The organism is Desulfoluna butyratoxydans (assembly GCF_900699765.1).
GTDB classification, from domain to species: domain Bacteria; phylum Desulfobacterota; class Desulfobacteria; order Desulfobacterales; family Desulfolunaceae; genus Desulfoluna; species Desulfoluna butyratoxydans.
In genome coordinates, this window is record NZ_CAADHO010000005.1 from 1 (window position 1) to 22944 (window position 22944).

Sequence of the window (22944 nt, forward strand, 5' to 3'; positions counted from 1 at the left end):
CTCCATAATAGGTTATTGTTTAACTTTACCATAACCTTTAAAGAGTGGTTTGTCTAGATTTTATCACGTCATTTTGGGCCTTTAGGTATAGTTATATTTACCACCTTGAAAGGGCTGGCCTTTAGACCCACTTCGCATAGCTCCGCCCCTCAGGTTACATCCACCTGTTAAAAAAATCGCGCAGAAATGGGAAATCACGAATCGCCGTAAGGGCGATGAGATCCAGCTCGGCATACGCATAGGGGGCACCGTATCCATTGGGGTCATGGTATGACCATGGACCACCACACAACATGATTCGGGCACGACAATGGGTACAACGGGCACTGCTTGTCTCTGGTACAACAAGGGGTACGACGGGTATTGCCTGTAACATGTACAACAATATTAATGGGAACTTCTGTCGGGCCTGTCAGGAGCCCTTGGGTCTCTTTTCATTGAGGGGGGAAGAAGACACAACGGTTCTGCCGTGCATACGCATGGCAAAAAACATTGTTCTCCTGGAAAAGAGAGAACACCGTATTACTGTTTAGATTCACCCGATTGCAATTCAGTCGGGCAGTTGCGAAATTCACTTTTCTCAATTTCGCTGAAAATCAATCTTATGATTGAACTGACAAAGCGACGCGAGGTTTGCGCCATAACTGATCCACCAAACCAATTTGAAATATTGTTGTCTCGTTTTTATTCTTCTCTGTCAATACAAAAATAAATTATCCGTGAATATGTTTCATCACGAAAAGCACCGACAGGTAATAGCACCGACTGAAGGTCTTATTAATAGAAGGGATATGCACAAGAGGTGGTTGATACACCATAGCAAAGACAAGCGGCCCCATCAGGAGCCCTTTGCATCTATAATGCCTCCTATAACGCTGCAGTCATAACACGCGGGATAGTGTTCGTGATGTAAGGAAGGGGTGATGTGGGCGTGGTGAATGTGGCATAAACGGAACATGTGATGAGACAGCAACCAGGGCCAATCAACAAAGCGCCCTTGCAGCTGAATTTCAAAAAAAGCAAAATGGACAGCACAACCGTGAAGTATCCCGACACCAAGCCTTTCCGTAAGGGGATCGAGGCATGGAACACGCCAAATTACAGCAGAAGGGAATAACAGGTGGATTTATCAGAAAAAAAACTATTGACATACCGGAGAGATGGTTTTATCGTGAGCACTAATAACTAGTTATTATTCGATATACGTAGCGACCCGACAGGATGCTCGAACATCCTGCCAGGCCTGACCAAAACAACCTTACTCGGAGGTCGTCATGGCTAAGCGATTTTTTACACCACACCCACCCCCTTTTCAAGTCGTATTTTCCTCACCCCGCGGAATCCCGCTATCACGCAACCGGCTTTACTGCCGCTTCAAATGGCCGTTACCGTTTATTTCCTGATCGCCGGATAACGGAAAGGCGTACCTTTCGGTGCTGATGACCTGGTGTTTTCCTTCGGTTTCACTTTCACGAAGGAATATCCTGCCAGGCTCACCAAGGCACGTTTGTCCGGAATCCGCCATCAGCAAGGTTAACAAGGAAAACAAAACCCGTTTACGCGTCTTGCGCTCCCTGACTGGCCTGCTGAATGGATCGGACATACCGTCGATGGACATCTGCGCGTAAATCACAGGCTGGTATGGCTCCCCCGGAGATTTCACGAGAAAACGTTCAATCATGGTTTTCTCACTCTCCGGGCGATCCGGGCTATGTACCACGAGGGACACGAAGCGGCTTCAATTTTCCTGACAAACACCCTCTACTTCTTCCTGCGTTTTTCTTCGTGTCCCTCTCCCCTACCCTGCGCGGCATGCCTGCTTACCGGCCAACAATCGAACTTCCTGCCAAACGGGCCTCGCCAGCACATTGGCTGCCGGATGCACACGATGCCCGAAGAGGAGACCAACCATGAACACCACGGAATCCCAGCATACCACCGATATATTCTCAGGGACTGAAATCCCGGCCCTGTGTGACGCCATCAAAGATATCCACAGGCTTCTCAAATCCGTCGGGGAGTTCCTGGCCGAATTTGAAGGGGCCGAGGACTCCAATGGCAATGGGCTTCAACTCGATTTTAAAAAATGGGGGATCAGAACCATTACAGAAGACCTGCTGGAAAGGCAGTATCGGAAAATCGACAGGATCGCTGAAATCTACAAGGATGAACAGCGCAGGATGAAGGAGGGGAAACAGGTAAAGCAGATGATAGGTGAAGGAGGTCATAGGCCATAGACGCATTGTAATGAAAAATACGTGCTACGGGGGAGGAAGCGGAAAAAAGGGATGGGGGGATGGCGTTGGCTGTGGCTCCATCATTAATATAGTGAATGTCTGGGGGCCGAGCCTTGGGGAGTGTTTGGGAACGGCATGAAATAAACCGAACCGAGATGCTGCGAATGGGTTTGGCTTTTTGCAGGGGCGTCGGCATTCGTGCCGCACGGGAGTGCGGCGCTCCAAAGCATGGGGGATGGATGCAACAAGGGCCACACGTTTTCACCACTCACCATCTGCCATTCGCCTTTCGCTATAGAAGCGATTGAATGTTCCGCAGCCTGAAGATCATCTCTTCCAGAGCGTTTTCAGCAGTCTGTACAAACTTGCGCAGGTTCGGAGCCTCTTCCACGTCATACTCGGCCACGGCCCCTGCAAAGGTGGCGTCAATGGCAACATTGCCCACCTTAAGCGCCATGGCCTGAAGCTCCTTGAGATGACGCCTCAGGGCGATGCGGGCATCCTCGTCATCGGTCATGGGCATCAGGACAGCAAACCGCTTGTTGCCGAGAAGCCCCAGAGAATCGGTGTCCCGCACGATTTTACGGAACGATTCCAGCACAACGGTGGTGATGTCCATGGCCTTGACAGTTCCCTTTGACACGGGCACGGAAACCTTGGCCCCGATCATTTCGAACAGGGCGACGCTGAAGGGAGTTTTGTAGCGATAGGCGCGCTGAAGCTCTTTTTCAATAAAATACAAGGTATTTTTCTTTCCCAACACGCCTTTGGGCAAGGCGGGCTGAGGATCCGATGCGGGCTCTTTCTCTTCAGGTGTCGCGTTTTGCTGGACCTTATCATCTTTGGCCCGGAGTTCCTGCACCGACTCCCTGGCTTTTTGAAGGACAAACTGAAGGTCCTCCATGCTGTCGATGGTCTCTTCAAAATAGGAGAGCACATTGGTGGCGTCTCCCTTGAACCCGCCCCCTACGGAAGGAAGGGTCCGAAACTCCCAGTCGGACTCCAGTTTTTTCAGGCACCCTTCAAGGCGTCCGTTCAGCCGGTTCACAACAGAATCCATCACCTCGGATGAGATCCCCCGCCCCCTGAGGTTCTGAACGATATCCTGCTCCAGGCGGGCGATCACCCCCTGGAGATGCTCCTCCCCTTCTTTGCCCCCTTCTCCCACGGCATCCAGGGCCATCTTACCGCCGATCCGTTCGATGTACTCCACCAGAACATCGGTCAAGGTGCCGTCGTCACCACGGGCCTTGCGTATCTCCGAGGCAAGATAGATAAGCTCGGCAGCCCCCCGGGGGTCGTCGGTGATCTCGTTAAGGAGTTCCTGCCTCTGGAGCCCGATGGTCTCCGCCCCTTCGGCGATGGCATCCATCACGTCCCTGCCCGCTTCATACCCGTGAAGCATCTCCGAGAGCCGTATAAAATCGGTCAGGGGCATGCCCTCATCCAGCAGCACCTTCTCAATACGGGGCAGAAGCCGGACCAGCTCATCGGGATCAGGCAGGATCCTCTGAATGATCTGGGCAAGCCTCTCAATGCTGATGGCGCCCTTGCCGTACTCCCGGCGAATCAGGTCCAGCATCACCTTGTCGGTCACGGAATCGGCTTTGTCCAGGAGGCCGTGTTCAAGGGCTCCTTCAACACCTCCCGTCCTTCGGGACATCACGCGTTCGCGAAGCTCCCGCTTTAAATAATTCAGCCCCTTCAGCAGCTTTTCCACAGCCTGATGGTCCAGGCCGCCCAGCTGCTGACCCAGTTCACCCTCCAACCTCTCCAGCCCGCCTTCAAAGGCTTCCGTGGCCCAGGCCTCGGTGGCCCCGAAGACCTCGCGAAAGAGCCCTGTACCGGCACCGGCCGTGTCCGAGGCAATCAACCTGTCGATCAAAAACGTCTGAATCGGTGAGACCCCGCCCTGCCCGCCTTCGGCATCGGCCTTGGATACAACCGTCTCTCCTTCGGTCACCTTCCGGTAGACAATGTGATTGACCGACACCAGATCGACATCCTGATTTTTCAGGGCATTTTTCATGGCGCCCGCGGTGGCAAAACGCTGGGTGTCCGTCAGGATATCCAGCAGGAGATTGACATCCTCCAGGGACACACCGGCGGCAAAGGAGATGGATTCCACACCGGTCTCTTTGAAACTTGCGGCAATTTTGGAAATATTGATCTTCGGGTCCAGGGCTTCCTCATCCACGTAGAGGGCTCCCCGGTGAAAGACGAGGGCAATGGCTGAGACCTTATCCAGCTCCGCCCGGAGGACGCGATGGAACTCCTCGGCAGAATGAACCGTGGTGGGATGATTGGTCTTGTACATGAGGGCGCGATTGAAAAGAAGGGAAAAGCTGCGGCCAATCTTATCGGCGATCTGTTTTTTCTGTTGATTTTTCCGTTTCATTCGTCACCCCGCCTGTTGATCCCCTGCCTGTCCTTTAGCTGTGAAAGGCAGGCAGCCATCTCTTCTTTGAGTTCCCCGCAGGACGCGTACCGATCCTCCGGGTCATAGGCCATGGTTTTTTGAATCATGGCATCGAACCGTTCATCGAGCTGAGGGTTCAACTCCGAAAGGGGCCGCGTAAAAATCCCCTCTTTGCGTTTGACCTTTTCCCTCATCAACTCCACGGCGCTGCCGACCTTTGGAAAGGGCAGCGATGGAACAACCAACTGACTTAAGGTAACCCCAAAGGCATACATGTCCGACCGTCCATCGACGTTACGGGCCATGATCTGCTCCGGTGCCATGTAAACCGGCGTTCCCTGAATCACACGCCTGGACTTGGTGTCCTCTTTCAACACCTTGGCCACCCCGAAATCAAGAACGATGGGTCGACCGCTTCGCTTCTCCATAAGAATGTTGCCCGGCTTGATATCCCGGTGAACGATCCCTTCCGAGTGGGCGTAATCCAGCGCGTCGAGAACCTGAATACCCGTTTCAAGGGCGGTTCTGACGGGGAGGGTCCGCCTGGAGGGAAGGATGTTCTTCCGGGCGGTCTTCATGACCTGCAGCAGGGAGTCCCCCTCCACGAGCTGCATGGAGAAGTAGAGAAACTCGTCGGTCTCCCCCACTTCATAGACGGGGATGATATTCGGATGATAAAGAACTGCCGCGGATTCGGCTTCCCGATGGAACAACTCCGCAGCGGTGGGTGTGATCAGGCTCTTGGGAAGGACTTTCAAGGCAATGCGCCGCTTGAGCGTCCGCTGATACGCAACGAAGATCACCGCCATCCCGCCCCGCGCATGCTCCCGGACGATGGTGGACGACCCAACTTCCAGGCCGATGAGATGGTCTGTCTTAATGGTATCTATTGCCGCCACGTGTCTTGCCTGCCCCCTTCAGATGATGATCTGCCCCCTTTGGATTTTTACCCGGGATATTTCAGGGGAACACGCCCCGACAAGATCAATAAGATGTCATTACAGCTGGTTGCTCAAGGAAAATTCGGAGATGTCAAAAAGGAGAATGTCATTCGCCGTTTTCGGCTTGAGGTTCTTACCCTTCGAACGAGCCTAATGAGCCTGTCTTCTTCGTTATCAGAACGTTGCTCTCTTGAAGCTCTGACGTCTGAAGATGGGTTCACGCGACGCGTAATATATCCGGGTTTGGGTGTGTAGGTGTTCAGTATACCACAACGAAATCAACGGAGCATCAATTAACAAAGCGACAGGACGTCAACGGCTTATGATCATCGAAGCGTGATGAATCATTCCCATCAGGCGATCTAACATGTATACTGAGACATATATTAATATGGTAGGATGACAACACACCATCTCAACCTCTCATCGAGAGACCTCAACCTCCTTGCAACCTTGGGTCCGCATACCCTGCCCCCCAGGCCCGCGTCAGTCAAAAAGGCTCGCTCCGACGCCCCTTTTTGTGTTAATTATGGTTCCCAAGGAGGCACTATGCATTCATTACAAACCGGAGATGTGTTAACCCGCGTCACCCGTTACAACCTGATGAGAAACGGAAAATCGCTTTTCATTGACGTCCATGAACTGATCGAAGGCACCCTTGTCGGGCGCTTTCTGGCTGTCCCCAACCTCGTGATGATCCACGCATCGTCCGAGTATCAAGGAGTCGGCGATACACCGGACGAGGCCCTTGAAGATTGCCTGTCCAAAATTCAGGGACTGGCGGTAGAAGACATTTTTCCATCGCAGCCATCAACCTAAGCCCCATGCGCCACCCCCTTGGGTGGCGCACCCTTACCTGTCAGACCCCCAGACGAAGGATACCCTGCAACCATGAAAAAACGTTTCCTTGCGGTGATCCCCTGCATTGCCCTGTCCTTTCTGTTTGCGACGCCGGTTTTCTCCCAACAGACCAAGGCGCCCATATCCCCGGAGGACTATTACATAACCCTTGCGCCCCTTCCGGAATTCCAAAAAACCTGCGTGAGCATCATCGCAAACCTTAAACGACATCATTACCAGGAACTGACTCTCAACAACGACCTGTCGAGCCGCATCTTCGACAACTATATCGACTCTCTGGACAAAGGCAGAGCCTATTTCACCGCTGCCGACATTGCCGAAATGCAGCGGTACCGATACGTCCTGGACAACGCCCTTGCCCAGGGCAACCTCCAGCCCGCCTTCGACATCTTCAACCTCTACCAGCACCGAACCGTGGAGCGATTTGCCTTCATGGCCAATTTTCTGGAGTCAAAGGTAGACACCCTGGACTTCACCAAGGATGAGACCCTCCTGAGGGACCGGGAAGAGAGCCCCTGGCCGGAAGACAAAAAAGCCCTGGACGACCTGTGGCGCCGCAGGCTGAAAAACGAACTCATCACAAGGCGCCTGTCGGATACCGGATCTGAGAAGACGGAAGAAAACCTCCTTAAAAAATACACCAACAGCCTGAACCGGTCGCGCCAGATGAAGAGCAGTGATGTGCACCGCATCTTCATCAACACCTTCACCGAGCTCTACGACCCCCATACCCAGTACCTTCCCCCCAGGGCGTCGGAAGATTTCAACATCCACATGAGCCTCTCCCTTGAAGGCATCGGTGCCCTGCTCCAGATGGACAACGAATACACCAAGGTGGTGAGCCTGGTAAAAGCAGGACCTGCTGAGAAATCAAACCTCCTGAAACCCGGTGACCGCATCATCGGCGTGGGACAGGAAAACGAAGAGATCGTCGACGTGGTGGGCTGGCGCCTCGACGACGTGGTCCAGCTTATCCGCGGCCCCAAGGGGACGGTGGTCCGCCTGCGGATCATCCCCGCGGACAGCGCGGACTCTGCCATGAGTAAGGTAATCCCCATCACCCGAAACACCGTGAAACTGGAGGATCAGGCAGCCAGCAGCAAGGTCCTGGACATCCCCCTTGAAGAGGGAGGGACCCGGCGTATCGGGGTCATCACCATCCCTGCTTTTTACGCGGACTTCAATGCCCACCAGGCAGGAGCCCCGGACTACAAGAGCACCACGCGGGACGTGCGCCGTCTCCTTGAGAAGCTGAAAGAAGAGAACATCGACGGCCTGGTCATCGACCTGCGGGACAACGGCGGCGGCGCCCTCACCGAAGCCGCGGCCCTCACCGGCCTGTTCATCGACAAAGGCCCCACGGTCCTTGTACGCGGTCGCCGCAACCGCGTGGAGTCCTACCCGGATCCCGAGCCCGGCATCACCTACGACGGACCCCTGGCCGTTCTGGTCAACCGCATGAGCGCCTCGGCCTCGGAGATCTTTGCAGGCGCCATCAAGGACTACCGACGCGGGCTCATCGTGGGCACCCAGACCTTCGGCAAGGGAACGGTTCAGTCCCTGCTCAACCTCAACCGGGACAGCGGCCAGCTGAAGCTTACCATCGCCAAGTTCTACCGGGTCTCCGGGGCAAGTACCCAGCACCGGGGTGTCCACCCGGATATCTCGTTTCCTTCCGAGTACAACCTGGAAGAGACCGGGGAAAGTTCCCTCCCCGAAGCCCTTCCCTGGGACACCATCCGTCCCATCCGTTACAAGCCGTACCACCAGGCCAGCCTGACGCCCATCGTTCTCCGTGTCAAAGAGCGCCACGACAAACGGACCGAGGCTTCGGCTGAGTTTAAATACCTCAAGGGCTACAACACGTACGTGGAGACCCTCCGGCAAAAAGAGACCATTGCCCTCAACGAAAAGACCCGCAAGGCGGAAAAAGAGAGCAGCGAAGCCTTTTTCCTCGACCTTGAAAACGAACTGAGGAAAGCCCAGGGGGAAAAACCCTTTAAAGACTACGAAGCCCTGACCGCATCACGCAAGGCGGAAAACGAGGAGACAGACGACTCGGATGAAAAAGAAGAAGACGACGACACCCTCCTTGAAGAGTGTGCCTATGTGGTCTCCGACTTTGCCATGATGCTGAAACAGGAAAAAACCAACTAACCGATATGTGATCGCCATGTCCGGTACCGGGAATCGGGTCCCCCGACTCCCCGGTACCGGGCGCACGTGACAACCACCCCGGCACGGCACCGGGGGCCGTTTACGGCTCACGATTCACTTTGCTTGCCACCCATCAACTCACACGGACGCCGCCTTGAACTTGATCGCCTGGATTATACTGCTCGCCCTGCTGACCCAAACCCTGACCCATATGGTTGCCGATGCCCTGAACCTCCGCGGCGCCGAAGTCATCCCCCCTGAACTCGATGACCTCTACTCCCCAGAAGAAGGACAAAAAGCCAAAGCCTACCTCAAGGCGCGCACGCAGATGGGATGGTTCCAGAGCCTTCTCTCCCTGAGCCTTTTTCTTCTCTTCTGGTTTTTCCAGGGGTTCCCCTTTCTGGATCGCCTGGTCAGGGCGCTCAACGTCGGCCCGGTCCTCACCGGCCTGGCGGCCTTTGCCCTCCTCGGAGCCCTGAAGTCCCTTTTTGGTCTCCCCTTTGACCTCTACGGCACCTTTGTCATCGAAGAGCGCTTCGGATTCAACCGAACCACCCTCAAAACCTTTGTCCTGGACCGGATCAAGGGGCTGCTTGTTGGCCTTGCCATCGGTGCCCCCCTGCTTGCGGGGATCCTTGCCTTTTTTCAGCATGCGGGCGATACGGCCTGGCTGATCTGCTGGGCCGTGGTCACCCTGTTCATGCTGGGGGTCAACATCATCGTCCCCACCTGGATCATGCCCCTGTTCAACACCTTTACGCCCCTTGAAGAGGGGGACCTCAAATCACGAATCGTGGCCTATGCTGACACCATCGGGTTCCCCCTGCAGAAGATCTTCGTCATGGACGGCTCCCGGCGATCCACCAAAGCCAACGCCTTTTTCTCCGGGTTCGGCAAGTTCCGGCGCATCGTCCTCTACGACACCCTGGTCAACAACCAGTCCGCCGACGAAGTCCTTGCGGTCCTGGCCCATGAGATGGGGCATTTCAAGCTTCGGCACATCCGTAACGGCCTGCTCATCGCCATTGCCCACACCGGCGTGCTCTTTTATCTCCTCTCCCTGGCCCTGAGTTTTCGCCCCCTGCATGACGCTTTTTTCATGCCCACCATCGAGGTGTACACCGGCCTGATCTTCTTTTCCCTTCTGTACACGCCGGTGGAATTTCTCCTGGGCTTTCCGCTCCAGGCATGGTCCCGTGCCAACGAATATCAGGCCGATGCCTACGCGGTGCGAACCTCCGGTCTTTCAGGCGCCCTTGTCTCCTCCCTCAAGGCCCTTCACAAGACCAGCCTGTCCAACCTCAACCCCCATCCGCTTCACGTGGCCCTGAACCACTCCCACCCCCCATTGCTCCAGCGCATCCGGCAAATCCAACGGGAAGGCCAAAAGCCTCCTTCCTGAACCTGTCCGAAAAGACAACCCCAGGTCGGCCACACGGCGCCGTGTCAACCGCCTTCGGATGACTCGGCCGCAAGCCATTATTACGGCCTGGGGTGGTACTTTCCCAAAGATACATCTATAGGAAAATGATCAAGATTACTCAGCCTTGCGTCAAACCGTTTTTTCCTTATTTAGATATATTCTTTTTGACAAATTTCGACACAGAAGGTATATCAAGTTAAATTTATCCTGTCCTGTTTCGTGGATAGTATCGCATTGCTCAACAAGTAATAGTCAAAGCAATACGCCCCTATCTGCAACGATTTGTCTTCATCAGGGCGGATTTGGGATCACTCGATTACATGACTGCCATATACTTACTCTAATTTCTTCCATAAGGGTTTGATTTCGGGCCTGAAGCAATACCATTGCGCATACCGCGAGGTGGTGCTGCCGCTGCAAGACCGGATATTGCGACGACAAAGAGAATCTGCCGTCGCCATATGCGTAAAACGCACCCGAAACGCATACCCCTTCACACTTCAGGGAGGTAACCTGCCGTTATGTCCATGGCCGAACTCTCATCCAAAGAATTTCTCTCACAACTTGCGTCCAAAGCCCCCATTCCCGGAGGCGGCGGAGCTGCAGCCCTGGGCGGTGCCGTCGGCATGGCCCTCTCCAACATGGTGGGCAACCTGACCACAGGCAAGAAGAAGTATCAGGATGTGGAAGGTGAAGTCCTGGAACTCCTGAAAAAAGGCGACGTCGTCATTCGGGAGCTCCTGGCCCTCATCGACGCGGACGCCGAGGTGTTCAAACCCCTTGCCAAAGCCTACAGCCTGCCCAAAGCCACCCCGGAAGAGGCGGCAATCAAAGCCGAGACCATCGAGTCCTGCTGCAAAACTGCGTGCAGCGTCCCCATGCAGATCATGCGAAAGGCCTGCGAAGGCATCGCCATTCACAAACGCATGGGTGAAATCGGCACGGTCATGGCCGTCTCCGATGTGGGCTGCGGCGTGGCCTTTCTCAAAGCGGCCCTCATCTCCGCCCAGCTCAACGTCATCATCAACCTGAACTCCATTAAGGATGAAGACTACCTTGCGGCCACCCGCAATGAAATGGACATCCTCATGGAGCAGGGGACAGTGGATGCGGACGACACCCTTGAAATCGTGATGGAAAAGCTGACGAAATAACGCAACGGGCCTTTGCAGAGCACGGCTATGCGAAAGCGCCCCGCCGTCTACAGCGGGGCCCGATGCAGACCATACAAAACGACTCCCTGCTCGGGCACCGCACCAGCCCGTAGGCCGTCACACAAGGGAGCCGCTGCGTCAGGCAAGGATTCTTCTCTTGTTTTACAGGAATCAATTTCACATGGGCTCCTTTATTTCTGGAGACCGGAAAGGACGACAGACATGGCAGAACGTTTAACAGGCAAACCCGTGGCCGATGCCATCAAGGCCTCCCTGACGGACAAAGTGACCGCTCTCAAAACCAAAGGAACCACACCGAAGCTCGGAATCATCCGCGTGGGTGCCCGCCCCGACGACCTGTTCTATGAAGGGGGCGCCAAAAAAACCTGCACGGCCGTGGGCATGGAGTACGAGGTGTTTGAGCACGATGAAGCCATCACCGAGGCCGACCTTGAAAAGGCCGTCTCCGATGTGGGTGCCCGCTCCGACATCCACGGCATCCTCATGTTCGCCCCCCTCCCCTCCCACCTGGACGAGAACAAAATCAAGAGCCTGATTCCCGTGGAAAAGGATGTGGACTGCCTGAGCCCCATCAGCGCCGATAAGCTCTTTGCAGGCAACGGCTCCGGCTTCCCCCCCTGCACCCCCACAGCCTGCATGGACATGCTGGCCCACTACAACGTGCCCCTTGAAGGCAAAAAATGCGTGGTCATCGGCCAGGGAGCCGTGGTGGGCAAACCCGTCTCCTACCTTCTCCTCAAAGCCGGTGCCGCCGTCACCACCTGCTACATCGACGAAACAGGCACCCTGTGCGTGGACGAGCTTGCCCTGAAAGAGGGCACCATGGGCCTTGCCAAACGCCTTGAAGGCGTCACCACCGCCGACATCTGCAAAGAGGCGGACATCATCGTGGCCGCCGCCGGCGTCCCCCGCCTTGTCAAAGCCGACGCAGCAGCAGCCGGCCAGACCTTCATCGACGTCGGCATCAACGCCGACCCGGAAAACCCCGGCAAATACTGCGGCGATGTGGACTACGCCAACGTGGAGCCCATCGTGGCCCGCATCTCTCCGGTCCCCGCAGGGGTCGGTTCAGTAACCACATCGGTGCTCTGCAAGCACACGGTGGCAGCGTGTGAAAAAGCGTAAGAAAAAGGTTATGGGGCAATAGGCATAGGTAATTTTGGTCACGGGCCTCTGACAGAAAACCAAAAGCCGCTGGAGAATCTCCAGCGGCTTTTTTTATGCTTTCGAAGCACCCCGACCGGGCAACATCCCGTAGGGTGCGGCCCCCGCACCGATTTACGTAACGCAGACCACCGGCTTTGGGTTAACCACCTGCCAATCGGCATGTCCTCATGAAATCGGCTAATTCCGGGGTATGAATCGCCTGCGGTGCGCACGGCGCACCCTACAACACCCCGCGGCACCAACAAAAAACACCGATCGACACCACGTAGGGTGCGGCTCCCGCACCGATTTACGTAACGCAGACCACCGGCTTTGGGTTAACCACCTGCCAATCGGCATGTTCTCATAAAATCGGCTAATTCCGGGGTATGAATCGCCTGCGGTGCGCACGGCGCACCCTACAACACCCCGCGGCACCAACAAAAAAAAACACCGATCGACACCACGTAGGGTGCGGCTCCCGCACCGATTTACGTAACGCAAACCACCGGCTTTGGGTCAACCACATGTCCTTATGAAATCGGATAATTCCGGGTCTTGAATCGCCTGCGGTGCGCACGGCGCACCCTACAACACCCCGTGGAACCAACAAAAAAAACACCGAATTCACTATTCCCTATTTTTCTTCCACCATCTTCTTCCACTTCAACCGCTCGCTCTCCGTCCAATCAATCCGGCTCCAGAGGCCCTGAAGGATATTGACCTCACGTTCGGTGATGTCACTCTGGCCGAAGAGGCGGCGGTAGGTACGGAGGAGGTGATCGGGGCTTAAGGGATCCAGGTATTCAATATCAAGAAGGGTCTGCTGCATGTGGCGGAGCATGCGCTCCAGGGATTCGTTGGTGGCGGGGACCCGGGTATCGATGCCTTCGGGGGTGGGCCCGGCAAAGCGTTTACGGACCTCGTACAGGCAGACGGTGACGGCCTGGGCAAGGTTCATGGAGGGATAGGCCTCGTCCGTGGGGAGGGTAATGAAATACTGGCACAGGTCCAGTTCTTCGGTCTTCAGGCCTTTGTCTTCCCGTCCGAAGACCAGGGCGGCTTTGACCTCGTCGCCTTTGGGGTGGAGCTTTTCCGCCAGCTCTTCCGGGGTGTAGAAAACATTACGGTACTTACCAAAACGCCGGGTGGTGCCAAAGGCGTAGTGAACCCCTTCCAGAGCTTCGGCAAGGGTATCCACCACCACGGCTTCCTCAAGGATCCGCTTTGTCTTTACCGCCATTCGCAGGGCATCCATGGACAAATGGTTGCACTGGGGGTTCACGAGCACCAGACGTGAAAAACCAAAATTCATCATGGCCCTGGACACCGACCCGATATTCAAGGGCCCCTGGGGCTCCACCAGCACAATGGATATCTGCTCTGTCTTCATACAACTCCTGATTACGCGATCTTAGGATAAAAAACGCTCTTTATAGCATCCCCGGATTCTGATAGAAACCCCACTGTCATACCAGACCGGCAAAAAAACGCATATGTTCTCTTTTTTTAACCTCAGGATCCCAAGGCTTTTTCATGCCCCATACCCTTCTTGTCCAACTCCCCGTTCCCAGGCACCAGGTCGGCGCCAAAAGCGGCAACATCCCCTTGGGGGCCGCCTGCCTGAAACTTGCAGCCGAGGCCCATACCGACGCCCGCGTGGAAATCTTCCCCGAGCCCCTGGCCACCCATGGAGGGGATACCGTTATTCTGGAAGAGATCTGCCGGAAGCGCCCCGATATCCTCGGGCTGACCCTCACCTGCTGGAACGTGGAGCGCTCCCTGCGCCTTGCGGAAGAGGTCAAAAAAAGGTGCGGGACGCGTATCGTGGCCGGAGGTCCTGAAGTAACGGCCGATAACGAACTCACCCGCCACCCGGCCATTGATTTCCGTGTGTACGGCGAAGGGGAGGAGATCTTTGTCAGGCTTTTGAATGAACCGGAATTCTGGGACCAGAAAGAGGCCTTCGGCTGCGCCCCGGAGTTTTTCATGGACGCCAAAAACCCGTACATGGAAAAGCTCCTCGACCCCGGCCCGGAAGAGATCATGCTCCTGGAGACCCAGCGAGGCTGCCCTTACGGGTGCAAGTTCTGCTACTACAACAAAGCCCGCAAAGGCCTCACCTTTCTCTCCGATGCCAAGGTGCTCGAAGGGATCGGCTGGGCCGTACAAAAAGGGGTCAAGGAGCTTTATCTCCTGGACCCGTCGCTCAACGCCCGCCCCGGACTCAAAGAGCTGCTCAAAGAGATCGCAAAGCTCAACCCGGACAAACGCCTCTCCCTGCGCAGCGAAATACGCGCCGAATGGATCGACGCCGAGGCCGCGGAGCTGTTTGCCGAAGCAGGGTTCACCGTGTTTGAAATCGGCCTTCAGTCCACCTGCCCCCAGGCCCAGAAACTCATGGGCCGTAAGACAGACCTCACACGGTTCATCGACGGGGTGAACCATCTCAAGGACCACGGAATCCTTTCCACGGTGGACCTCATCATCGGCCTCCCCGGCGATGACCTCGCCAGCTTCTCGCGCTCCCTGGGCTTTGTAAAGGAAAACGGCCTGGACGACGACATGCAGGTCTTCCCCCTTGCCCTGCTACCCGGCACCGCCTTCCGAAAGGAGAGCCAAACCCTGGGGCTCCGGTATCAGGACAAGCCCCCGTACACCATCATCGAAACCCCTGGTTTCAAGCCCGACGACATCACCCTGGCCCTGGACTGGGCCGAATCCCTGCTGGACATGGACCTGATCACGCCCCCCGAAGTGGACCTCTCCTGGAAATCCGGCAACCTGCCTGCCCACCGGCATATCACCCCGGACGGCAGGGAACTCATCGCCACCTTTGTGGTGACAAAGGAGACAACCACTGACGAGGCACGCCTTGCCTCTGCCCGGCTCTCCGCCCCATATCAGGTGGTCATCACCCCCGAGGTGACGGACGAGGCAGCGATTTTTGGCATCCTTGAAGCCTGTGTCGCCCACAACCCGCACACCCCGCTTGAAATCATCTGGGTCGAGCCTGAAAACCTTCCGGACGCGTTACAGATCGTAACCGACCTCCCCCTTTCCCGGCCCCATTTTCTGGACAACGACCTGGCTCTGCTGGACCAGCGCCCCGGCAACCGTGCCATTCTCTGCACACTAGTCAGCGAAGAGCCGCGCCCACTTTCCGTCCCCATGGGACGCACCTTGAAACGATTTACACCAGACGCCCTCCCCAGTCAGGAAGCGCTGGAAAGCCTCAGCGACGCCGATGGTGCCGTCATCGACGCACCGGACAGCCCGTCGCTCAAAGCCTGGCAGGAAGCCATGGCCCCCTTTGCGGATGAGATGTTTCCCGTGGCCTTTTCGGACCACACGGCCATGGCCAGGTGGCGTGCCTTAACCGGATCCGGGGATTGGGTGTTTTAGTGAGTGGTGAGTGGTGAGTGGTGAGTGGTGAGTGGTGAGTGGTGAGTGGTGAGTGGTGAGGCATGGGAAATGGCTGGCGCCCTGTCAACAACGAAGATTAATGACCGGCAACAAGCTTGAGGGCACGTGCGCATATGTTCGTGCATCACGTGCCCTCAAAGCCAATGTTTAAGGGTGAGTAGTGAGTAGTGCCCATGACAGATGGCTTAGGCCCTGCCAAACAAAAACGCCCCAAAATCTTCGACCCACAGACAACGCGCGCTCTCCCTATCCCCTATCCCCTATCCCCTATCCCCCATTCCCTATTCCCTATCCCCCATTCCCTATTCCCCATTCCCCATTCCCTATTCCCCATTCCCCATTCCCTATTCACCATTCCCTATTCACCATTCCCTATTCACCATTCACCATTCACCATTCACTTCCCCCTATTCACCCCTCACGGCTCACGATCCCTCAACACCACCACCTTTGCCCCGTGGCCCGGAAGGAGCATCTCCACAAGCTCCTGCTCCGTCACCGGGGTGTAGGTCCTCTGCCACCGAGGGTCCGATTCCAACCGCTTGAGCCGGCAGATCCGCTCCCGAACCGGTGGATGGGTGCGCAACAGCGTATGCCCGCGCTGCTCCCTGCGGCCGGCCACCCAGCGCATGAGCAACGGAGAGCGACCGCCTTCAAGTTTCCGCAACGCCTGGATCAGGGGCCTTGGTGACCCCAGCAGCTTGGCAGAGCCTGTGTCGGCTGCGAACTCCCGGGTCCGCAGCAGGTGCAGCTGAAGCAGCAGCGCCGCCACAGGGGCCGTCACCACAACGGCCAGAAGGAGAAGGGAGACCTCCCGTTCCCCTGCAAAGATGGCCGGAAGATTGATGAGCACCATCAGTTGCCCGATGATGGAGAGCACATTTACCATTTTCACCGTGATTTCGGAAAACCACATGATGCGGCTGTCGTTATGGGCCACATGGCTCAGCTCATGGGCCACAACCCCTGCCAGTTCATCCCTGGTCAGGGCGTCAAGGATCCCCCTGGACAAGGCAATGGCGGAACTTTGCCGGTCTCCCGTCACAAAGGCAATGGACCGTGCACTGGGTAAAATCCAGATTTCCGGGGCATTGGTGAGCCGTGCATCCGTGGCCAGGTCCTTCACCAGGCGATGCAAACCCGGCATCTGGAACTCCGTCACCGGAACCCCTCTGTAAAATCGAAGCACCACGGCCGGAGAGATCCTCGGCGTCAGGTGGTAGGCCAGCAGCCCCCCCACCGCAGCCGGAATGGAAAAAAGAGGCCCCCCCAGAATATGGGCCAAAAAAAGCAGCAGAGACGCCAAGGCCCATGCTGCTGCAGTTGATTTTACAAAACTGATGTTGTTTTGCCGTTCTATCACACGCTCCATCATAGCCCACCTGCCCTGTCAAGCAGGGGCGGAAACGGCACCGCCACAAAACCCTTCTGTGACAGCCGCACCGCCACTGCCATTGCGTTACATGGGGAAACCCTGAAGATTTCCCATGTCATAAATTAGTCACAAATTATCGAGATGCAAGGAAAAGAGAGGGGAACGGACATAAAAAAGGCGGATAAAAACAGGCGGGAAAATCCGAAGGACCAAGCCCCTTTTGACAGGGGCGTTGGGATCACTTCGACGGCACTTCGTAGTCGATAAACCGGTAAAGGTCATCGGGATGGATGGATTCACCGGAGATGGCCCGGTCACTGGCCGTGGCACCGGCTTTCTTCATCTGCTTTGCACTCCCGCAAATAAGGGGGTGCCAGGAAGGAAGAGGCTTGCCGGCCAGGATCCTTCGGTAAGCACAGGTTTCCGGCAGCCAGTGGTAATGTTCCACAGAGCCGGGCATCAGCTCCACACACACATCGTTGATGTACGTGCGGTTCTCGTAAATCCGACACCGGCAGCTTTCAAGGTCCAGGTATCGGCAGGCCACGGAGGTCACATAAATGACACCGGTATCGGCGTCCTCAAGCTTCTCCATGCAGCAGAGGCCGCACCCGTCGCAGAGGGATTCCCACTGTTTCCGAGTCATTCGGGACAGGGGGGTGTTCTCCCAGAACGGCACATCGGCCTGATGCTCTCTTTTTTTTTCGGTCTTTTTCACGATCCGGCGAATCCTTCGGTGCCAGGTTTAAAGGGAATGCTCGTGTTTGAACGCAAGCCATGCAAGGGTCACCTGTTCGGTCCACTGGTCTTCCGTCAGGTCCCACTCTTTCATCTGACCGGGATCTGCAGGCATCTGAACCAGGGTAGCCAGCTCTTTGTATGTGTGTTTTTTCATTAAAACGTCGGCAAGGGAGCCTTCCTCAATGAATTCCGTGGGAAATCGGTCCGGGTTGGCCTCCACCAGGGCATCCAGTTCATCGGCGGTACGTGCATATTCCATGTTTCACCACTCCGTATCTTACAGTTCAATACAAGCCCCGAAAAACCGCCTGGGGCGTTTCCGGGGATTCAAACCGGGAAAAAAAGAATATAGAGCATCACCCCGCGATTTTCAACCGTTCAGACAGTGTCCCCGGACCGGAAAAAGCACACGTTCAGCACCTTTGTGCCTTTGCCCCTCCTCTGCCTGGTATGCGGAACCCCGGCATTTTCACAGGCAGAGTCCCCCGAAAAAATGAGTCGCCATCGCTTTTTCGGTTGTTTCTGTGGCAAAATATGAGTATGTGATGAGCCGCAATTGTTTGAATATCTGTGTATTCTAAAAAAACCCCGGATCTCGGCGTTGCCCCCACAGGCTCCCCCCCGATACCAGGGAGCACCCATGCCCAACAGCCGGTTTCGGCTTGACATATGATGGTTCCGTAACACCCCCCACAGAGGTCTCCGGCAGATTTCTTCCGGCGGCGAAGCATCGTAGTGTTGGCATTGTGAAGAACCATCAACCAAGAGGAAGACCCACACATGACAGTCTGTAACACCATCAGAAACATCGCCATCATTGCCCACGTTGACCACGGCAAAACCACCCTCGTGGACGCCATGTTCCGTCAGAGCGGCCTGTTCCGCGAAGACCAGGAAGTGGAAGACCGGCTCATGGACAGCATGGACCTTGAAAAGGAACGCGGCATCACCATCTCCGCCAAAAACTGCTCCGTCAACTGGAACGGGACCCGTATCAACATCCTCGATACCCCCGGCCACGCCGACTTCAGCGGCGAGGTGGAGCGTGCCCTCTCCATGGTGGACGGTGCCATTCTGCTGGTGGACGCCTCCGAAGGCCCCCTTCCCCAGACCCGCTTTGTCCTGAAAAAGACCCTGGAAGCAGGCCTTAAAGTCATTGTGGCCATCAACAAGATCGACCGTGCCGATGCCCGCCCCGACGAAGTACTCGACGAGATCTACGACCTCTTCATTGACCTGGACGCCACCGACGAGCAGCTCGACTTCCCCGTCCTCTACGCCATCGGCAGGGACGGCATCGCCCAGGATACCCTGGAAGAAAAGGGCACCGACCTCACGCCCCTGTTCACAAGGATCGTCAACGACCTGCCCGCACCTGTGATCAACTCGGAGAAACCCCTGCAGATCCTCATCTCCGACCTCGGGTACTCTGATTACCTGGGCAGACTGGCCATCGGCAGGGTCTACAACAGGCCCCTGTCCACCAAAACGCCCCTGGTTTACATCAACGAAGAGGGCAAGGCCGTCCGCATCAAGGTCACCAAGGTCCAGATTTACGACGGGCTCAGCATCAGCGAGACCGAGACCGTTGCCGCAGGGGACATTGCCGTCATCTCCGGCATCGAAGAGATCCAGATCGGGGACACGGTCTGTGAGATGGACAACGCCGTGGCCCTCCCCCGTGTCACCGTGGACGAGCCCACCGTTGCCATGCGCTTTACCATCAACACCTCGCCCCTGGCCGGCCAGGAAGGCAAGATCGTTCAGTCCAGCAAGATCCTGGACCGCCTCGAAAAAGAGTCCATGAAAAACGTCTCCATGAAGGTGGAGCTCACCGACGACCGCGAGTGTTTCATGGTCAAGGGCCGCGGCGAATTCCAGATGGCCATCCTCATCGAGACCATGCGCCGGGAAGGTTTTGAGCTCTGCGTGGGCCGTCCCGAGGTCATCTTCAAGGAAGAAGACGGGGTCCGCACCGAGCCCATCGAGAACGTCTACGTGGACTGCGATGAAAACTTCATGGGCGTGATCACCGAAAAGCTCTCCCTCAGAAAGGGCAAGCTCATCAACCTCACCAACAACGGCCGAGGCCGTGTGAACATGGAGTTCTCCATCCCCTCCCGCTCCCTCATCGGCTACCGGGACGAGTTCCTCACCGACACCAAGGGCACCGGTATCATGAACTCCATCTTCCAGGGATACGAGCCCTTCAGGGGAACCTTCCCCACCCGTTACACCGGCTCCATCGTCTGCGACCGAAAAGGCCAGTCCGTGCCCTACGCCCTGTTCAACCTGGAGCCCCGCGGCCGCATGATCATCCCCCCGGGAGTTCCCGTCTACGAAGGCATGATCATCGGAGAGCACAACAAAGAGGGCGACATCAACGTCAACGCCTGCAAAGAGAAAAAACTCACCAACATGCGCGCCTCCGGCAAAGACGACAACGTCGTCTGCACCCCGGTGAAGCCCCTGACCCTGGAGCAGGCCATCAACTTCATCCGTGATGACGAGATGGTGGAGGTTACCCCCGTCTCCATCCGCCTGAGAAAGGCCATCCTCTCCCAGCAGAAGCGCTACCAGATGAGACCTAAAAAAGACGCATAAAGACGTTTTATAGCGACACGTTAAAAACCGCCCTTCACGTTCAGCGTGAAGGGCGGTTTGCGTTTGGATGCCCAGCTTGTCGCCGAAGGTGTCGTTGTGGATGGTGCCTGTGTTTTTAGCCTTGCCGGGGCAAGCACATTGAGATGTTGCCTCCGGCGGCCCCGGCTGCCTTGCTATTTCACCTTTTCCGTCCGAACACGATGTGCCATACTACACGATTCCGGGGTATGCCCCGTATCCCTCTAACAAGGAAACACAAATAAAACCTATCTTTGATTGTGAATGGTACTTATGGATTCTATTGAATTTGACCGCAGGCATATCTGGCATCCCTACACCTCCATGAAAAACCCTCTTCCCGCCTATGAGGTGGCCTCGGCCGACGGCGTCCGGCTGACCCTTGCAGACGGCCGGGAGCTCATCGACGGCATGTCCTCCTGGTGGGCCGTGATCCACGGATACAACCACCCGGTCCTCAATCAGGTTCTCGCCGCTCAGTCCCAGAAGATGTCCCATGTGATGTTCGGCGGCATCACCCACCAGCCCGCCGTGGAGCTGGCCCGGCTTCTCCTCTCCATCACCCCGGATCCTCTGGAGCGTATCTTTTTCTGCGACTCCGGTTCCGTCTCCGTGGAGGTGGCCCTGAAAATGGCCTTCCAGTACTGGATGGCCCGGGGCAAAAAGGGCAAAAACCGCATCCTGAGCTTCATGAACGGCTACCATGGCGACACCTTCGGGGCCATGAGTGTCTGCGACCCGGTGAACGGCATGCACGATATCTTTGCAGGGGTCCTGCCCAAGCACCTCTTTGCACCGGCACCGGCCGCCCGCTTTGACGAAGCACCCTCAGACGAAGAGATCCGGGCGTTAGAGGCCCTCATGGAGAGCCATAAAGACGAGATTGCCGCCGTGATCATCGAACCGGTGGTCCAGGGCGCAGGCGGCATGCGTATCTACTCTCCCCTCTTCCTGAAAAAACTCCGGGAGCTCTGCGACCGCTACGGCTTCCTCCTCATCTTCGATGAGATCGCCACCAACTTCGGCCGCACCGGCAAGCTCTTCGCCCTGGAGCACCCGGAAGTCACCCCGGACATTCTCTGTCTCGGCAAAGCCCTCACCGGCGGTTACATGACCCTGGCCGCCACCCTGGCCACGGCCGAGGTGGCGGAAACCATCAGCAGCGGCAATCCGCCCAACTTCATGCACGGCCCCACCTTCATGGGCAACCCCCTGGCCTGCGCCGTGGCCCTTGCCAGCACGCGCATGCTCCTCGACTCCCCCTGGCAAACACGGGTCAACCGCATCGAAGCAGGCCTCAAAGCCGGGCTCCTGCCCCTTGCCGACCTGCCCCAGGTGGCCGACGTGCGCGTCCTGGGCGCCATCGGCGTGGTGGAACTCACCGACCCCGTGGACATGGCCGTCATCCAGGCCCGCTTCGTGGAACGCGGCGTCTGGGTCCGCCCCTTCGGCAAGCTGGTCTACGTGATGCCGCCCTTTGTCATGGAGCCGGACGATTTGCAGACCCTCACCACGGCGATGACGGAGGTTGTGGGGATGGAGGGCAAGGGGAAATAGTGAATGGTGAGTGGTGAATAGTAAGTGATGAATAGTGAGTGGTGAATAGTGAGTAGAAAAAACCGGGATAAGGATACGCACGGGGCACCAAGAAGGCCTGTGTTACGTTCCAAACAGTGGCATGATGCATAAATCGACACAGCCCGAAGCACCGAGGCCTGTAGGGTGCGCCGTGCGCACCAAATTTTTTCGGGAACCACCACAATACGGTGGAATCGACCACGGTGCGGGGGCCGCACCCTACAAAACGAGCCCCGGTATACCGACGCCACCAGAAGCACCACGGTATAATGTGCCACTCAAAAACAGCCGAAGCGAAACGCTTAGCCAGCGCCATTAAGAAAGCATGCGTTACGTTCCAAACAGTGGCATGATGCATAAACCGACACAGCCCGAAGCACCGAGGCCCGTAGGGTGCGCCGTGCGCACCGACTGTTCGAAAACCACCACAGTACGGTGGAACCGACCACGGTGCGGGAGCCGCACCCTACAAAACGTGCCCCGGTATGCCGACGCCACCAGAAGCACCACGGTATAATGTGCCTCTCAAAAACAGCCGAAGCGAAACGCTTAGCCAGCGCCATTAAGAATACATGCGTTACGTTCCAAACAGTGGCATGATGCATAAACCGACACACCCCGAAGCACCGAGGCCCGTAGGTTGCGCCGTGCGCACCAATTTTTCGAAAACCACCACAGTACGGTGGAACCGACCACGGTGCGGGGGCCGCACCCTACAAAACGAGCCCCGGTATGCCGACGCCACCAGAAGCACCACAGTATAATGTGCCCCTCAAAAACAGCTGAAGCGAAACGCTTAGCCAGCGCCATTAAGAAAGCATGCGTTACGTTCCAAACAGTGGC

At 56.6% G+C, this 22944-nt stretch carries 16 protein-coding genes; 9 read left to right on the forward strand and 7 right to left on the reverse strand.

The features are described from left to right. Positions 1–1363 precede the first annotated feature (1363 nt). On the reverse strand, positions 1364–1681 hold the full coding sequence (locus MSL71_RS14145; RefSeq protein ID WP_180141434.1) for a hypothetical protein: 318 nt from the start codon (positions 1679–1681) through the stop codon (positions 1364–1366). 229 nt (positions 1682–1910) lie between these two features. Between MSL71_RS14145 and MSL71_RS14150 the strand changes: the two genes are divergently transcribed. Next, positions 1911–2237, forward strand: coding sequence for a hypothetical protein (locus MSL71_RS14150; protein ID WP_180141436.1), 327 nt, complete (start codon positions 1911–1913; stop codon positions 2235–2237). A 292-nt stretch (positions 2238–2529) separates the two neighbouring features. On the opposite strand, the gene MSL71_RS14155 is transcribed toward MSL71_RS14150, so the two are convergent. Both MSL71_RS14155 and MSL71_RS14160 read right to left on the reverse strand, forming a co-directional pair. Then, on the reverse strand, positions 2530–4635 hold the full coding sequence (locus tag MSL71_RS14155) for a GGDEF domain-containing protein (RefSeq protein WP_180141438.1): 2106 nt from the start codon (positions 4633–4635) through the stop codon (positions 2530–2532). Continuing rightward, the gene (locus tag MSL71_RS14160; RefSeq protein ID WP_180141440.1) at positions 4632–5555 is read right to left on the reverse strand and encodes a serine/threonine-protein kinase; all 924 of its coding nucleotides are present in this window, start codon (positions 5553–5555) and stop codon (positions 4632–4634) included. The genes MSL71_RS14155 and MSL71_RS14160 overlap by 4 nt, the downstream gene beginning before the upstream one ends. 591 nt (positions 5556–6146) lie before the next feature. Here MSL71_RS14160 and MSL71_RS14165 point away from each other — a divergent pair. The 5 genes from MSL71_RS14165 to MSL71_RS14185 all read left to right on the forward strand — a co-directional run bounded on the left by MSL71_RS14165 (position 6147) and on the right by MSL71_RS14185 (position 12338). Continuing rightward, positions 6147–6416 (forward strand): hypothetical protein, encoded by a 270-nt coding sequence (locus tag MSL71_RS14165; RefSeq protein WP_180141442.1) that lies wholly within the window; start codon positions 6147–6149, stop codon positions 6414–6416. Between the two features lie 72 nt (positions 6417–6488). Then, positions 6489–8615 carry a carboxy terminal-processing peptidase gene (locus tag MSL71_RS14170; RefSeq protein ID WP_180141444.1) on the forward strand — a complete coding sequence of 709 codons (2127 nt, stop codon included), beginning with the start codon at positions 6489–6491 and terminating at the stop codon, positions 8613–8615. 154 nt (positions 8616–8769) lie between these two features. After that, entirely contained in the window at positions 8770–10017 is a 1248-nt protein-coding gene (locus MSL71_RS14175; protein ID WP_180141446.1) for a M48 family metallopeptidase, read from the forward strand. Between the two features lie 542 nt (positions 10018–10559). Continuing rightward, positions 10560–11192 carry a cyclodeaminase/cyclohydrolase family protein gene (locus MSL71_RS14180; protein ID WP_180141448.1) on the forward strand — a complete coding sequence of 211 codons (633 nt, stop codon included), beginning with the start codon at positions 10560–10562 and terminating at the stop codon, positions 11190–11192. A 222-nt stretch (positions 11193–11414) separates the two neighbouring features. Continuing rightward, positions 11415–12338 (forward strand): bifunctional 5,10-methylenetetrahydrofolate dehydrogenase/5,10-methenyltetrahydrofolate cyclohydrolase, encoded by a 924-nt coding sequence (locus MSL71_RS14185; RefSeq protein ID WP_180141450.1) that lies wholly within the window; start codon positions 11415–11417, stop codon positions 12336–12338. A 658-nt stretch (positions 12339–12996) separates the two neighbouring features. Here the strand turns inward: MSL71_RS14185 and MSL71_RS14190 are convergent. Next, a complete protein-coding gene (locus MSL71_RS14190; protein ID WP_180141452.1) occupies positions 12997–13752 on the reverse strand; it encodes an RNA methyltransferase in 756 nt (251 codons plus the stop codon). A gap of 143 nt (positions 13753–13895) precedes the next feature. Here MSL71_RS14190 and MSL71_RS14195 point away from each other — a divergent pair, with 143 nt between their 5' ends. Continuing rightward, positions 13896–15764 (forward strand): B12-binding domain-containing radical SAM protein, encoded by a 1869-nt coding sequence (locus tag MSL71_RS14195; RefSeq protein WP_180141454.1) that lies wholly within the window; start codon positions 13896–13898, stop codon positions 15762–15764. A 439-nt stretch (positions 15765–16203) separates the two neighbouring features. On the opposite strand, the gene MSL71_RS14200 is transcribed toward MSL71_RS14195, so the two are convergent. From MSL71_RS14200 to MSL71_RS14210, 3 genes are all read right to left on the reverse strand, one after another. After that, the gene (locus MSL71_RS14200; RefSeq protein ID WP_180141456.1) at positions 16204–17091 is read right to left on the reverse strand and encodes a M48 family metalloprotease; all 888 of its coding nucleotides are present in this window, start codon (positions 17089–17091) and stop codon (positions 16204–16206) included. A 307-nt stretch (positions 17092–17398) separates the two neighbouring features. Then, complete coding sequence (locus MSL71_RS14205; protein WP_246317798.1) at positions 17399–17878, reverse strand: YcgN family cysteine cluster protein; 480 nt, start codon at positions 17876–17878, stop codon at positions 17399–17401. A gap of 27 nt (positions 17879–17905) precedes the next feature. Continuing rightward, the gene (locus MSL71_RS14210; RefSeq protein WP_180141459.1) at positions 17906–18160 is read right to left on the reverse strand and encodes a hypothetical protein; all 255 of its coding nucleotides are present in this window, start codon (positions 18158–18160) and stop codon (positions 17906–17908) included. Between the two features lie 521 nt (positions 18161–18681). Between MSL71_RS14210 and typA the strand changes: the two genes are divergently transcribed. Together typA and bioA are read left to right on the forward strand one after the other, a co-directional pair. Continuing rightward, on the forward strand, positions 18682–20505 hold the full coding sequence (typA, locus tag MSL71_RS14215) for a translational GTPase TypA (protein ID WP_180141461.1): 1824 nt from the start codon (positions 18682–18684) through the stop codon (positions 20503–20505). A 291-nt stretch (positions 20506–20796) separates the two neighbouring features. Beyond that, positions 20797–22080 (forward strand): adenosylmethionine--8-amino-7-oxononanoate transaminase, encoded by a 1284-nt coding sequence (gene bioA / locus MSL71_RS14220; RefSeq protein WP_180141463.1) that lies wholly within the window; start codon positions 20797–20799, stop codon positions 22078–22080. Positions 22081–22944 lie beyond the last annotated feature (864 nt).

Excerpts from the sequence above, each read along its gene's own strand:
- MSL71_RS14145 (WP_180141434.1), bottom strand. The coding sequence starts at position 1,681 with ATGATTGAACGTTTTCTCGTGAAATCTCCGGGGGAGCCATACCAGCCT.
- MSL71_RS14150 (WP_180141436.1), top strand. The coding sequence starts at position 1,911 with ATGAACACCACGGAATCCCAGCATACCACCGATATATTCTCAGGGACT.
- MSL71_RS14155 (WP_180141438.1), bottom strand. The coding sequence starts at position 4,635 with ATGAAACGGAAAAATCAACAGAAAAAACAGATCGCCGATAAGATTGGC.
- MSL71_RS14165 (WP_180141442.1), top strand. The coding sequence starts at position 6,147 with ATGCATTCATTACAAACCGGAGATGTGTTAACCCGCGTCACCCGTTAC.
- MSL71_RS14170 (WP_180141444.1), top strand. The coding sequence starts at position 6,489 with ATGAAAAAACGTTTCCTTGCGGTGATCCCCTGCATTGCCCTGTCCTTT.
- MSL71_RS14180 (WP_180141448.1), top strand. The coding sequence starts at position 10,560 with ATGTCCATGGCCGAACTCTCATCCAAAGAATTTCTCTCACAACTTGCG.
- MSL71_RS14185 (WP_180141450.1), top strand. The coding sequence starts at position 11,415 with ATGGCAGAACGTTTAACAGGCAAACCCGTGGCCGATGCCATCAAGGCC.
- MSL71_RS14190 (WP_180141452.1), bottom strand. The coding sequence starts at position 13,752 with ATGAAGACAGAGCAGATATCCATTGTGCTGGTGGAGCCCCAGGGGCCC.
- MSL71_RS14195 (WP_180141454.1), top strand. The coding sequence starts at position 13,896 with ATGCCCCATACCCTTCTTGTCCAACTCCCCGTTCCCAGGCACCAGGTC.
- MSL71_RS14210 (WP_180141459.1), bottom strand. The coding sequence starts at position 18,160 with ATGGAATATGCACGTACCGCCGATGAACTGGATGCCCTGGTGGAGGCC.
- typA (WP_180141461.1), top strand. The coding sequence starts at position 18,682 with ATGACAGTCTGTAACACCATCAGAAACATCGCCATCATTGCCCACGTT.
- bioA (WP_180141463.1), top strand. The coding sequence starts at position 20,797 with ATGGATTCTATTGAATTTGACCGCAGGCATATCTGGCATCCCTACACC.